The organism is Polaribacter sp. 11A2H, assembly GCF_011379025.1.
In the GTDB taxonomy this organism is placed as follows: Bacteria; Bacteroidota; Bacteroidia; order Flavobacteriales; family Flavobacteriaceae; genus Polaribacter.
On record NZ_WTLD01000013.1, the window covers coordinates 32,905 to 45,969 of the forward strand.

10 protein-coding genes and 1 tRNA gene are annotated in these 13,065 nt (G+C 29.6%); 7 read left to right on the top strand and 4 right to left on the bottom strand.

Going from position 1 to position 13,065, the window contains the following annotated elements; genetic code table 11:
* Nucleotides 1–9: 9 nt before the first annotated feature.
* Entirely contained in the window at nucleotides 10–1,524 is a 1,515-nt protein-coding gene (locus GQS58_RS14400) for a reverse transcriptase domain-containing protein (RefSeq protein ID WP_166387129.1), read from the bottom strand.
* A gap of 462 nt (nucleotides 1,525–1,986) precedes the next feature.
* Here GQS58_RS14400 and GQS58_RS14405 point away from each other — a divergent pair, with 462 nt between their 5' ends.
* Entirely contained in the window at nucleotides 1,987–2,730 is a 744-nt protein-coding gene (locus GQS58_RS14405; protein WP_166387131.1) for a hypothetical protein, read from the top strand.
* A 32-nt stretch (nucleotides 2,731–2,762) separates the two neighbouring features.
* Nucleotides 2,763–3,302, top strand: coding sequence for a 1-acyl-sn-glycerol-3-phosphate acyltransferase (locus GQS58_RS14410; RefSeq protein ID WP_166387133.1), 540 nt, complete (start codon nucleotides 2,763–2,765; stop codon nucleotides 3,300–3,302).
* A gap of 149 nt (nucleotides 3,303–3,451) precedes the next feature.
* Here the strand turns inward: GQS58_RS14410 and pepT are convergent, their stop codons facing one another.
* The 3 genes from pepT to GQS58_RS14425 are packed head-to-tail and all read right to left on the bottom strand — an operon-like array spanning nucleotide 3,452 to nucleotide 6,020.
* Complete coding sequence (gene pepT / locus GQS58_RS14415; protein ID WP_166387135.1) at nucleotides 3,452–4,693, bottom strand: peptidase T; 1,242 nt, start codon at nucleotides 4,691–4,693, stop codon at nucleotides 3,452–3,454.
* A gap of 1 nt (nucleotide 4,694) precedes the next feature.
* Nucleotides 4,695–5,252 carry a hypothetical protein gene (locus GQS58_RS14420; RefSeq protein ID WP_166387137.1) on the bottom strand — a complete coding sequence of 186 codons (558 nt, stop codon included), beginning with the start codon at nucleotides 5,250–5,252 and terminating at the stop codon, nucleotides 4,695–4,697.
* Nucleotides 5,253–5,282: 30 nt separating this feature from the next.
* Nucleotides 5,283–6,020, bottom strand: a complete 738-nt coding sequence (locus GQS58_RS14425) for an arylesterase (RefSeq protein WP_166387139.1) — start codon at nucleotides 6,018–6,020, stop codon at nucleotides 5,283–5,285.
* A 33-nt stretch (nucleotides 6,021–6,053) separates the two neighbouring features.
* On the opposite strand from GQS58_RS14425, the gene GQS58_RS14430 reads away from it, so the two are divergent.
* The 5 genes from GQS58_RS14430 to GQS58_RS14450 all read left to right on the top strand — a co-directional run bounded on the left by GQS58_RS14430 (nucleotide 6,054) and on the right by GQS58_RS14450 (nucleotide 12,879).
* The gene (locus GQS58_RS14430) at nucleotides 6,054–6,749 is read left to right on the top strand and encodes an ABC transporter ATP-binding protein (RefSeq protein WP_166387141.1); all 696 of its coding nucleotides are present in this window, start codon (nucleotides 6,054–6,056) and stop codon (nucleotides 6,747–6,749) included.
* Between the two features lie 37 nt (nucleotides 6,750–6,786).
* Complete coding sequence (locus GQS58_RS14435; protein ID WP_166387268.1) at nucleotides 6,787–9,279, top strand: ABC transporter permease; 2,493 nt, start codon at nucleotides 6,787–6,789, stop codon at nucleotides 9,277–9,279.
* 288 nt (nucleotides 9,280–9,567) lie between these two features.
* Nucleotides 9,568–10,950: a TPM domain-containing protein gene (locus GQS58_RS14440; RefSeq protein ID WP_166387143.1), complete on the top strand. Its 1,383-nt coding sequence runs from the start codon at nucleotides 9,568–9,570 to the stop codon at nucleotides 10,948–10,950.
* 243 nt (nucleotides 10,951–11,193) lie between these two features.
* Nucleotides 11,194–11,275, top strand: a tRNA-Tyr gene (locus GQS58_RS14445).
* A 425-nt stretch (nucleotides 11,276–11,700) separates the two neighbouring features.
* Nucleotides 11,701–12,879 carry a ThuA domain-containing protein gene (locus GQS58_RS14450; protein WP_166387145.1) on the top strand — a complete coding sequence of 393 codons (1,179 nt, stop codon included), beginning with the start codon at nucleotides 11,701–11,703 and terminating at the stop codon, nucleotides 12,877–12,879.
* Nucleotides 12,880–13,065 lie beyond the last annotated feature (186 nt).

A 13,065-nucleotide genomic window follows, 5' to 3' on the forward strand; every position in this document is an offset into this window, starting at 1 on the left:
TTTAGTTGATTAAGTTTTATCAACATTTGAAAACTCATATTTTTTGATTGTTTTTTGTAATATTTTCCAATGATTTCTTAATTGTCTTTTTATTTCTGGAGCATTTAAATCATCTGAAGCTCTATAGGCATATCTTAAATAATTACCTCTAAATTTTCTATCAAAATATTTAGTTTTTGCTATTCCATTAACAAAATAAGTTCTTTTTGCAGGAAGGTCTCTTGATTTTACTCCCTTAAAACTATATAATCTATAGAGTTTCCTCTTAAAAAGTGGAGCTTCATCTAAAAGTTTTTCTTCTTTAATATGTTCTACGCGTTTATGTTTTCTCTTTACAGTTTGTTTCATTTCTCTGTAAAACTGTGCAAGGTTTTTTGATTTTATTAAAGTTTGATGACCATAAAACTCAAACCCTAAGTAATTTAAAGGAACATTTTCTTGAATACTTTTGTCTTTTCTTATTTTAAAAGATTGAAGTCTATTATTCTGAGTTTTAAATAATGTCATTTCAGTTTTTTCTTCTGAAATTATTAAATCAATTTTTGCAACTTCATCTATAATGAATTTTTCAACAAAGTCTATTTGATTTTCCTTACAAAGAACAACAATGTCATCAGAATATCTTCTATAATAAACATCATGTTTAACTGATAATTCATTAATTACAATTTCATCAAAAGCTAACATATACATATTCGCTAACAATGCACTAATAGGTAAGCCCTGAGGAATTCCAATTAGTTTTTTATCTGAATTCTTTTTTTGATTTTTATGAATGATAATATCTGAATCTATAAGTTCTTTAATATTATCAAAAAAAGTATGTTTTCCATTTTTCTTATTTATTGCTAATTGCTTTTCATCAAAATGGTTATTCTTCGTTTTTAAATCGTCTAGTTTAACATAGGAAAACCTTGTAGCGGCTTTAAAAATATTATAATGATCTTTAGGTAATGTTTTATTTCCTAATATTTTTGCCCAAGCTAATTTCAGTTTTTTATGATTAAGAGTAGGGAAGAAGTTCTCAATATCTAAAACGAGTGCAACACAATTTTGTCTTTTTTTAATCTCATCAAATACATCTTTAGCAAAATGAACATTATTTTTAAACTTTACTTTATCTTCAGTTTCAATTCTTCTGTAAGCTGTTATAGCATCTGAAAGTAATTTGTTTTTATTTAAATAGGACTCATATTTTGGAGTTATAATTTTTTGAGTATAATAAGAATACACATGTGCGTCTATATGAGTTGCATATAAGATTTCCCTAATTTTAGTATTAGAAATTATTACTCCTTCTTTTGTTTTTTTATGAGAGCGCTTTAATTCACCTCCAAATTCAGACTCTTTATACCTACGTTGCTTTATTTCTTTAAAAATTAAAGGTAAAAAGGAATGTTTAGCAACTTTTTTGGGATTAGAAACATAGTGTTCAACTTTATCTCTAACAGATACAGGCGTCTTATTAGAAAAATGAGGATAGCCTCTATCTTTAAACCAATCTTTTTCTTTTTTATTTATCATAGCTAATAAAAGTAAGAGAAGTTCTCGCTCGGTATTTAATTTAATAAACGTAACATCATTAAATGACTGAGCTATTAACCGTGTTCACGATTCCCGATGCAATTGAACTTATCTTTGCCTATAGAGACATCAATGCAGCTAATTATTAATCTAAACCTTATTTACTATATGATAATAAATAGACCTAACCCCTTAGGGTTATTCCAGTTATTTATAGATTGCTTAGGAGTAATAACTAAGCTTCTACAGCTAACAAATAATATGTCGACATATTGTTTGTTAGGTGTAGAATTATACATACAAACTAATTCACGTATTTATTAATCCCTTTAAAAAAGGTCTGAATTAATTGAAATTAAAAATTTACAATGGCTCAATAAATGTTTATTAAAAATAACTAAAGAACTTCCTTACTTAGAAGTAAATATAAGATTTTTAGCTATCTTTAAAGAAAAAAGAACTATGAAAAATAAATATCCTATAGGTTGTATTGTTACCTTTAAATCTCATCCTTTATTATATGATTTTATGATTAAAGGTGATGGAAAATTAGTTCCTCCTTTTATGGTTGTAAAAGAGGTTTTTATTGAAGATGAAAAAAGGAAAGTAGCAGATGATGTTACAGGAGAACAAATTGCAGAAAGAGTAAAATATACATGTGTTTTTTTTGATGATAATAAGACGGAGTTTAAAGAAGTTATTCTTTATGAATCAATGATAACTAGTTATAAAGAGATTTTTATAGCAAAAATGGATGGTGAAACAAAATCTAAAGAATCAGATTATAAATCTCTAATTAAAGAAGCTTCAGAATATAAAGTTCCCAAATATAATTATGGTAATATTATTTATTTCAAAACTAAGAAGTTTGAAATTTTTAAAAAAAGAAGTTCTATAAAATCAACCAGAGATATTATATCTGAAAAGAAAAATAATGGTTTTCAAAGAAAAGAAACCATACAATATGTTGTTAATTATTCAACACCAGAATTTATTTTATGTGGTATAAAAAAAGAAAATCATGATAATTTATTTTATCCTAATGGTGATGTAAAAAAAGTAGTATCAGAAGTTTTATACAAAGTAAAATGGTTTAATTCTAACCAAATGAAGTTTAGCGAAATTTATTTACCAGCAAAATGTTTTACAGATATTCAACCCTATGAAACAAAAGTTCTACATAATTCTGATACTAAAGATAAATAAAGCTTAATTTTGTTCTTTGATTAAAGAATGAAATGAAAACAATTGCAAGATTTATATTATTTACCATATTAGGATGGAAACTAGAAAACGATTTTCCTAAAGAGCCTAAAAAATATGTTGTAATCGCAGCACCACATACTAGTTGGTTAGATTTTCCAATAGCAATTTTATCTAGAATGTCTTCTGGAACAATGGTTCATTTTATTGGTAAATCATCACTTTTTAAAGGGCCTTTTGGTTTTTTATTTAAAGCACTAGGTGGTACCCCTGTAGATAGAACTCAAAGCACAAATATGGTAGATGCCGTTATTGATGTGTTTAATACTAAGCAAGAATTTAGATTAGGTATTTCGCCTGAAGGAACCCGAAAAAAAGTAGATAAATGGAAAACAGGGTTCTACTATATTGCAAAAGGAGCAAATGTTCCGATCGTTATGGCAACCTTAGACTTTAAAAATAAGAAGATAAAAATATCTAATCCTTATTATACAACAGCAAGTATAGATGCTGATTTTGAGGTGTTTCACTCGTTTTTTAAAGACGTAAAGGGGAAAAACCCTGAATTATTTTAATTATTTGGTTTGTTTTATAAAAAAGTTTATATTTGTGCGTTACATATAATTATTGATAGAGATTAGGGGCTTTATTTTTAAGAAATATGTTACGCAAATAGTATCATGCTATGATATTGAGTCTTCAGGATACTGAAGACTCTTTTTTTTTATGCAAATTTCACAGAAATTTTTTCTGCAATTCCTATAATCACTTCTGTTGCTTTTACCATAGACTCTACAGGTACATACTCATATCTACCATGAAAATTATGTCCACCAGCAAAAATATTAGGACAAGGCAAACCTTTAAAAGATAATTGAGAACCATCTGTACCACCACGAATTGCTTTAATTAAAGGTGTAATTCCTAAATCTGTCATTACTTCTTCTGCAATATCTACAATATGCATAACTGGAGTAATTTTTTCTTTCATATTAAAGTACTGATCTTTAATAGTAACTTCAATTAAATCTTGATTGTATTTTGTATTAAAGTCTAACGCAATTTTTTGTATTAAATTTTTTCTTTTTTCAAATAAATCTAAATCATGATCTCTTACAATGTATTCTAAAACTGTTTTTTCTACATTTCCATTGATGTCATGTAAATGGAAAAAACCTTCATAACCTTCTGTTCTTTGTGGAATCTCGTTTGTTGGAAGTGCTGTAATAAATTCATTCGCAATGAGCATAGAATTGATCATTTTACCTTTTGCATATCCTGGGTGTACAATTTTACCAGTAATGGTTACGATTGCTCCGGCAGCATTAAAATTCTCATATTCTAATTCTCCAATCTGACTTCCATCCATGGTGTATGCCCATTCTGCACCAAATTTATCCACATCAAACATGTGAGCTCCTTTACCAACTTCTTCATCTGGAGTAAAGCAAATTCTAATTTTACCGTGTTTAATTTCTGGATGCTGAATTAGGTATTCCATAGCGGTTACAATTTCTGTAACTCCGGCTTTGTCATCTGCACCTAAAAGAGTAGTACCATCCGTTGTAATTAAAGTCTGACCTTTATATTGCAATAAATCATCAAAATAATCTGGCGATAAAACGATGTTTTCCTCTACATTTAAAATAATATTATTGCCTTGATAATTTTCTACAATTTGAGGTTTTACATTTTTACCTGAAAAATCTGGACTTGTATCTATATGCGCAACAAAACCAATGGTTGGCACTTCATAATCTAAATTACTTGGTAAAGTTGCCATAATGTAGCAATTGGCATCTAAATCTACCTCTTTCATACCAATTTGTTTTAGCTCTTCAACTAATACATTGGCTAAATCCCACTGTTTTTCGGTACTCGGAAAAGCAGCATTGTTAGGGTCTGACTCTGTGTCAATCGTTACGTATTTTATAAATCTATCGGTAATATGTTGTTTTTCAATCATTTTATTGAATGTTTTTAATTTTTTCCATCAATGCAAGTCCGTTGCATAATCTTTTGTTAACTAAAGAATCTCCATAAACTTCTGCCTTTGCAAGTATAAAGTTTTGATCGTTTATTTTGATAAATACATGGCAAACTTGGTAGTCAAATTTTCCTTTTTTTCCTTTTGAAACTGTGTAATACGAAGGTTTTTCTAAAAAATTAGTCTCTTCAGATTTTATGTTGATAAGACTTTTTGAGACATCTTCTTGCGCTCGTTCCAGTTTAAAAGACGTATCAAAATTAATACTTTTATTGATAAATGTAACATCTAAAAGCAAAGATTCTGTTAATTGTTTGGTAGTATCTGCTGTATAAATGGAAGATTGTATATCGTCATAATACAAATTTGTTTTCCATGATTTTGGTAACTCAAGAGAAAACAAATTTTTAACGTCTTTTACTTCTTCTAAGTCCTTAAAAGTAGTGGGGTTACAATTAAAATCTTTACTGATTTTTGTTTGATCTGAACAGGAAAAAAAGACCAGTGAAGCGAGTATTATGAAAAGAATATTCTTCATGAAAAATATTTAGAGGTTTTAAAGATCACTTTATTTTAAAATTGGTTTTAAAACAGACCACACATTTTTAGCCAATATTTGATGTCCTTCTTTTGTTGGATGAATGCCATCTTTTTGATTTAAATCTGAGATACCACCAACATCCTCTAATAAAAAAGGAATTAAATACAAATCGTTTTCTGTTGCTAAATCAGGAAACATATTTTTAAATTCAGCCGCATATTCTTGTCCCATATTTGGTGGAATTTGCATGCCGGCTAACACAATTATTGTATCTGGATATTTCTCTTTAACAGCATCTATAATATCTTGTAAATTCTGTTTAGATTGTTTTAAAGGCACACCTCGTAAACCATCATTTGCACCTAATTCTAGTATAAAAATAGTAGGTTTTTGATTTAATACCCAATCAATTCTATTTTTTCCTCCAGATGTTGTTTCGCCACTAACACCAGAATTTACTATGTTATAATTTAACTGTAAAGCATCTATTTTCTGCTGAATGATTCCAGGATAAGCATCATTTACATCTTCTAAACCATAGCCCGCAGTTAAACTATCACCAAAAAATACAATTGTTTTTACACTACTATTTTCAGTCTGATTTATTTCAGTATCAGCAGTCGTTGTTTCTGCATTTGTTGCTTTTTTAGAAGCATCTTGTTTGCAAGAGAATATGAATATCAGTAAAAAAATGCAACAAAATTTTAAGAAAACCTTTTGAGATAAATTGTTGATATGTATGAGCAATTGATTATTTTTCAACATCGGAATATTTTAGTAAAAAATTAAATAAAAGTAATGTCAAATATATTAAAGATTAATGATTTAGAGAAAACTTATACGAGTGGTTCTAAAAAATTAACAGTAATTAGCAATATCTCATTTGAAGTAGAAAAAGGGAGTATTTTCTCTATTGTAGGTCCTTCTGGAAGTGGAAAAACTACGTTATTAGGTTTGTGCGCAGGTTTAGATTATCCAACAGCTGGAACTATTGAGTTATGCGGTAGCTCTTTACAAGGCTTAAATGAAGATGAACGCGCCGCATTACGTAACAAAGAAGTGGGGTTTATTTTTCAAAATTTTCAATTATTGCCCACCTTAACGGCTTTAGAAAACGTGATTGTTCCTTTGGAATTACAAGGCGAAAAAAATGCAGCTAAATTTGGAATAGCATTGTTAGAAAAAGTAGGTTTAGCAGATCGTTTACACCATTATCCATCTCAATTATCTGGTGGAGAGCAGCAAAGAGTAGCGTTGGCAAGAGCTTTTGCTAATAGACCTTCTATTTTGTTTGCAGATGAACCAACTGGTAATTTAGATGAAGAAACTGGCGAGAAGGTCATTCAATTATTATTTGAATTGAACAAAGAAGCGGGCACGACTTTAATTATTATTACGCACGATTTAGATTTGGCAAACCGAACGCAACAAATTTTACGATTAAAAGGTGGTAAGATTATTTCTAACGAAAAAACAAACACTATTAATGCGTAAAATGACTTCAAAAGTAAATTTTAAGTGGCTATTAAAAATGGCTTGGAGAGATGGAAAAGCAAGCCTTTCTAGGTTAATGCTTTTTATGGCATCTATTATTTTAGGTATTGCAGCCGTGGTTTCCATTCAGTTGTTTAGTGACAATTTAAAGCAAAACATAAAGCTACAATCGAAATCCTTAATGGGAGCCGATTTTATTATTGATAGCAAACAAATTCCATCAGAAAAAGTATTAGCTATTATAGATTCTTTAGGAGCAGATGCCTCTGAAGTCAACTTTGTTTCTATGGCTGCTTTTCCTAAAAATAATGGGACAAAATTAGTGAAAGTTAGGGCTATGGAAGGCAATTTTCCGTTTTACGGAGATTTATTAACCGAACCTGAAGAAGCTGGTGTAAAATATCAAGAATTAGGAGGCGCTTTGGTAGATGCTACCTTGCTTTTACAATACAATTTAAACCCAGGAGATTCTATTAAATTAGGTAAAACTACGTTTGTAATTACTGGTGCTTTAAAATCAATTCCGGGTACTACAGCAATTTCCTCTTCTGTGGCACCAGCGGTTTTAATTCCGTTTCGGTTTGTAGAAGAAACTGGTTTATTACAATTGGGAAGTAGAAAAGAATATCAATACTTTTTTAAAGATTCAGCAATAGATTTAGTTGCTTTAGATAAAAATATAGATCCTATTCTTAAAACAGAAAATGCAGATTTAGATACACATACAAGTACTAGTGAACGTTTGGGAAGAAGGTATGATAATGTGAGTAGGTTTTTAAATTTAGTTGCTTTTATAGCTCTTTTATTAGGCTGTATTGGTATTGCAAGTTCTGTACATATTTATATTAAAGAAAAACTAAAAAATGTAGCAATTTTAAAATGCTTAGGAGCTACTAGAAAGCAAACTTTTTTAATTTATTTGATACAAATTATAGGTATTGGTTTAATTGGTGGTTTAATTGGTGCTACCATTGGGGTTAGTTTACAATATGCTTTTCCGTATCTTTTACAAGATTTTTTACCTTTTAATGTAGCTATCTCAATTTCTGCTCAACCAATAATAATGGGAGTTACTTTGGGGGTTTTAATGTCTGTTTTATTTGCATTATTACCCTTGTTAGGCACTTGGTATGTATCTCCTTTAGAGGTTTTAAGAGGTTCTGAAGATAATTTACAAAAACCTAAAAAAGCACAAATTGCAGTAGTGTTGGCAATTTTACTTTTTATCTATTTGTTTTCTTTTTGGATGTTAAAAGATGCCGTAAACGGATTAATTTTTACCGTAGGTATTTTTATCACATTTGCAATTATGGCAGGTGTTGCCAACCTTTTTATAAAGTTGATTAAAAAATTCTTCCCAAGTTCTTGGGGATATACTAAGCGTCAAAGTTTATTGAATTTATTTAGACCGAATAACCAAACCATGGTACTTGTTTTAGCCATTGGTTTGGGCACATTTCTAATAAGTACACTCTATTTTACCAAAGATATTTTACTAGCAAAAACATCCATAGAAAATAAAAAGAATGATGCAAATATCATTTTAATAGATGTACAAAAAAAGCAGGAAACTGCCATTTTAGAAACCTTTTCTAGTAAAGGATTAGAAGTAATTAATAACATACCAATTATTACCATGCGCATGCAAAGCATTCATGGAAAAACCGTAAACGAGATTCGGAAAGATTCTACTATTAAAATGCAAAAAAGGATTTTAAACAGAGAATTTAGAGTTACTTATAGAGAAGAACTTGCGGAAACAGAAGAGATTATAGAAGGGGAGTGGATAGGAAAAAGGATGAAAGGAGTACCTGTAGAAATTTCCATTTCAGATAATTTAGCTGAAGATGGTCATTTAAAAGTAGGAGATCCAATTGTTTTTAACATTCAAGGGGTGTTAATGGAAACAATTGTAGGGAGTATTAGAAAAGTAGATTGGACCAGCATGAAAGTTAATTTTATGATTTTGTTTCCAACGGGAGTTCTAGAAAATGCACCTCAATTTAACGTAATGACTACACACGTGCCTAATAAAGAAGGTTCTGCAGAGTTACAAAGAACTTTAGTGAAAGAATTTCCGAATGTTACTATTTTAGATTTACGTCAGGTTTTTAGTCTTGTAGAAGAAATTTTAGATAAAATCTCGTGGATTATTAATTTTATGGCATTTTTTAGCATTTTAACAGGTTTTATTGTGTTGATCGGTTCTGTTAGAAATAGCAAATACCAACGAATTAAAGAAAGTGTATTGCTAAGAACTTTAGGAGCAAAAAGCAAACAAATTTTACAAATAACCGCTTTAGAATATGTCTATTTAGGTGTTTTGGGTAGTTTAACGGGTATTTTATTGTCTTTAATAGGAAGTCAATTATTGGCTACTTTTATATTTAAAGAACCTTTTATTCCGTCTGCTATTCCGTTTTTAGTTTTTCTACCAGGAATTACACTTTTAGTGGTATTGATTGGTTTGAGTAATTTAAAATCGGTTTTAAAAAGTCCTCCATTGGAGGTGCTGAGAAAAGAGGTGTAGTATTTCTTATGATGAAGTTGTGTCTATTTAATTAAATGAAAATTGAATAGAAAATTTCAATTTTAGATTCTACACGAGTTCTCGATACAATTTTTAAAAAAAGAAAAATCACTCGAACTGACATTTTATAATGAGTTTTAAATTCTTTTTTTCGATCAATAAGTGATATGTTAAGTTTTGCGCAATCGAAACCTATTTAGTTATTTAATAGTTCTCTACTGCGCTCGAACAAACAATGATAAGTACAAAAAGTGCTTTTAAAATCAATACGTTATAATTAATAAAAACATGAATCTGTTTACTTTTCAATATCTTATTAAAATCAATAAGAAAAGACTGTTAACGAGTGTACTGTTTTGGTTTTTATGTATATCAATAACAGGGTTTAGTCAAGATATATCAGATGTTTCAGAAGGAGGTATTTTACTTGAAAACACTATTGAGCAACCAGCAATTACGTATCCCAATTTTAAAGCTCCCATTTACAATGAAGATAAAGAAAGTTATTCAATTAAAGAGGTTCCGAGTCCTAGAGGCAGCGGAATTATGGGGTATGTATCAGACCCAAATGATTATATAGATGCATCTTCAGAAAATCGTATTAATCGCTTATTATATGAGTTAGAACAAAAATCTTCTGTAGAAGTTGCAGTAGTTGTAGTTACGAGCATTGGTGAAGAAATACCTAAACAATTTGCTGTAGATCTTTTCGAATTATGGGGAATTGGTAAAGCAGATACAGACAACGGATTGCTAATATTAACGGTAATGGACCAACGTAGAACAGAGTTTGAGGTTGGTTATGGTTTAGAACCCGTTTTAACGGATGCTGTTTGCTACCGAATTGGTGTAAATGAAATTATCCCTAATTTTAAGAATGGAAATTATGGCGAAGGATTGATAAATTCGGTGGTTAGAATCCGTGACTTTTTAGATAATCCGGCGGTTATTCAGGAAGTCTATGGTACAAGTATTGTATATCCAAAAGACAATAGTTATCAATGGTATCACTATTTATTATTTGGTTACGCCATTATTTGTATGTTGATGGTGCTTTGGTATTATGGTGTATTATTTCAAACGAAAATCTCTAAAGAAGATTTTTACGACAAGTATAATCGAGTGGCCGAATTAAAATTAGGATGTCTCATTGTTTTATTTCCGTTCCCATTATTTTTTATATCAAAATTATTAAAAAAACGCATGCAAGAGTATCGTACTGCTCCGCGATATAGCAAAGTAAATGGTCAATTATTACATCTTAAAAATGAATGGACTGAAAATGAATTTTTAGAAGCTGCTCAAATTTTAGAAGAAAATCTAAAATCAATTCGTTATGATGTTTGGGTAACGGCAGACCATAGTGATATTTTAATTTTAGAATATGAGGGAGCTAATAGTAGAAAATATAGTGATTGTGTAAAATGTAGTTATAAAACCTATGGAAAAAAATCTTCTAAACTACTAAAAGCTGCAACTTACGCGTCTCAAGGAGAAAGAATTGATTTTTACGAATGTCGTAATTGTAATTATCAAGATGAAAAGAAGATCGTTCTTTCGAAAAAAGTAAGAGCTAGTTCGTCTTCCTCTTCCTTTAGTTCTTCTTCAGGCTCATCATCTAGTTTTGGAGGTGGTAGTTCTGGAGGTGGTGGAGCAGGTGTTAGTTGGTAATCCTTTGCATCTATATTCGATCGAAACATAAAAATTCAAAAAAAACAGATTATTTATAGGAGATTTACAAAAACTTTGTATATTCGCAGACCTTTAGAAAAATAAGGTTTTTTTCTAAACTAAAGCTAATGTAAAGTAGCTGATTTGTAATCAGCAAGTTGTCGTTTTTAGTCTCTTTATAGAGTTTTAAAAAAGCAATACATTACAGAGGTAATAGTAGGTTCATTGAAATAATAAATTAAAGGGGAGATACTCAAGCGGCCAACGAGGACGGACTGTAACTCCGTTGACTACGTCTTCGCAGGTTCGAATCCTGCTCTCCCCACAATTTATCCTTTTCAACTCTAAAATGAATTAAATTTCTTCATAATTCATTGCATAAAATAGAAACACAGATACTCTTATTTTAGTTATTACCATAAAAACTACTATCTTATTTATATTAGAATTTCAATAGCTTATTTTATTCTAGTAAAAGTTAATTTCATTAAATGTAGATTACAAAGTGTTTTTAACACTAAAATTATTCCATAAATAATGAATAAAGTAGAAGCAATTATGAGAGAGAATGTTTCGTTATGTACTCTCGTAAAAGCCAAAATTGATTTAGTATAACTGTATAAAATCAGTATCTATTTCAAGTACTTAGTGATACTATATAAAATATGTCTAGTAACTTTTAATATTATTGAAGCATTAAAAGAAACTTCCTTTATTTTTTTTTAGTAAATTTGATTAAAATTCTTAAAAATGAGTCAGTTTTATAAAAAAATTAATTATTTATTAATTATCGTTTGTTTACCATTTTGTTTAAATGCCCAGTCTGTATTGTATGTTTATGGAGACGTTTCTGCAGATGGAAAAATTCCTTCTGGAGAACAAGAACCTTTTCATCAAATGAGATTGAATGATACTGGTATTTTGGGTATGAGTCAATTTTTAGAAGCATTAGAAGAAGTTGGTCTAGATGTAAAGGAAGCTTATGATCAGGAGTTAATCTTGAATTCAAAAACGTTAAAAACAGTTGATGTTTTAATTTTAGCGTCTAACCAACGTGTGTTTTCTAAAGAAGAGGCAGAAGCGGTAAGTGTTTGGGTTAAAAAAGGTGGTGGTTTAGTTGTTTGGTCAGACAGTGGTTTTGGTGGAGAATATAAACTTGTTGGAGTTGATAACCCAACGGGTAGAATTTCTGATAATAGTGTAACGGAACAATTTGGAATGCATTTTTTAACGGATAATGGTGCTGGAAATTACTTGGTACAGAATTATACTGAAGATCATTTTTTAAACAATTTTAATAAAAATGGTGGAATTCGTTTTAGAGGTGAAGGAGTTAGTTTTATTAGAATCTCTAAACCTGCTAAAATGTTAGCGAATGCACAAGAGGGTGGTTTAGGAGGAAAACTAATAGTAAATGATAATGATGGTGTCTTTAATCCTAAAACAGATGCTTCTTTAGCTATTTCTACAATAGGTGAGGGAAGAGTTATTGGTTTATTTGATCGTAATTTATTTTGGAATGCAGGAGCAGGTACTAGATTAAGTCATTCCGATAACAGAGAATTTACACAAAGATTAATGTTGTTTGCTGCCGGAATTACAGATTCAAAACGTATTCCTGTTCAAACTTCAAAAAATTCAAAAGAAATAAATACGCCTCCCACTATAGAAATTTCTCAAAAATTATCTAAAGATGGAAAATCATTAAGTATTGTAACTGTAATTACAGATAATGATGCTGATGGAATTGATGCTGAAATTAGTTGGAAGCAAGTAAAAGGACCTTCTGATGTTATTTTTGAAAACAATAATCCAAATACATTAACGCCAACAATTGAATTACCTGAAAAAGGAATGTATCGTTTTGAGGCTTCAATTACAGATGGAGAATTTGATTTTAGACGTAGCATAGAAGTTATAAGAAAATAGCATACTTTTTTAAATAATAAAAAAAACTCAGAGTTTAATTACTCTGAGTTTTTTTTTGTTAATTTCTTACTTGTTTTAATATTGAGTTCTTCTAATTAAAGAAAAACGGATATCACTTTTAATATATTAGGTTTTATAAACCTTTTCTGTTTTAGGTCTAAAATTTTAGCATCATTCTATCTGTCA

Coding starts and splice junctions, on each gene's coding strand:
- GQS58_RS14400 (WP_166387129.1), bottom strand. CDS start 1,524: ATGATAAATAAAAAAGAAAAAGATTGGTTTAAAGATAGAGGCTATCCT.
- GQS58_RS14405 (WP_166387131.1), top strand. CDS start 1,987: ATGAAAAATAAATATCCTATAGGTTGTATTGTTACCTTTAAATCTCAT.
- GQS58_RS14410 (WP_166387133.1), top strand. CDS start 2,763: ATGAAAACAATTGCAAGATTTATATTATTTACCATATTAGGATGGAAA.
- pepT (WP_166387135.1), bottom strand. CDS start 4,693: ATGATTGAAAAACAACATATTACCGATAGATTTATAAAATACGTAACG.
- GQS58_RS14420 (WP_166387137.1), bottom strand. CDS start 5,252: ATGAAGAATATTCTTTTCATAATACTCGCTTCACTGGTCTTTTTTTCC.
- GQS58_RS14425 (WP_166387139.1), bottom strand. CDS start 6,020: ATGTTGAAAAATAATCAATTGCTCATACATATCAACAATTTATCTCAA.
- GQS58_RS14430 (WP_166387141.1), top strand. CDS start 6,054: ATGTCAAATATATTAAAGATTAATGATTTAGAGAAAACTTATACGAGT.
- GQS58_RS14435 (WP_166387268.1), top strand. CDS start 6,787: ATGGCTTGGAGAGATGGAAAAGCAAGCCTTTCTAGGTTAATGCTTTTT.
- GQS58_RS14440 (WP_166387143.1), top strand. CDS start 9,568: ATGAATCTGTTTACTTTTCAATATCTTATTAAAATCAATAAGAAAAGA.
- GQS58_RS14450 (WP_166387145.1), top strand. CDS start 11,701: ATGAGTCAGTTTTATAAAAAAATTAATTATTTATTAATTATCGTTTGT.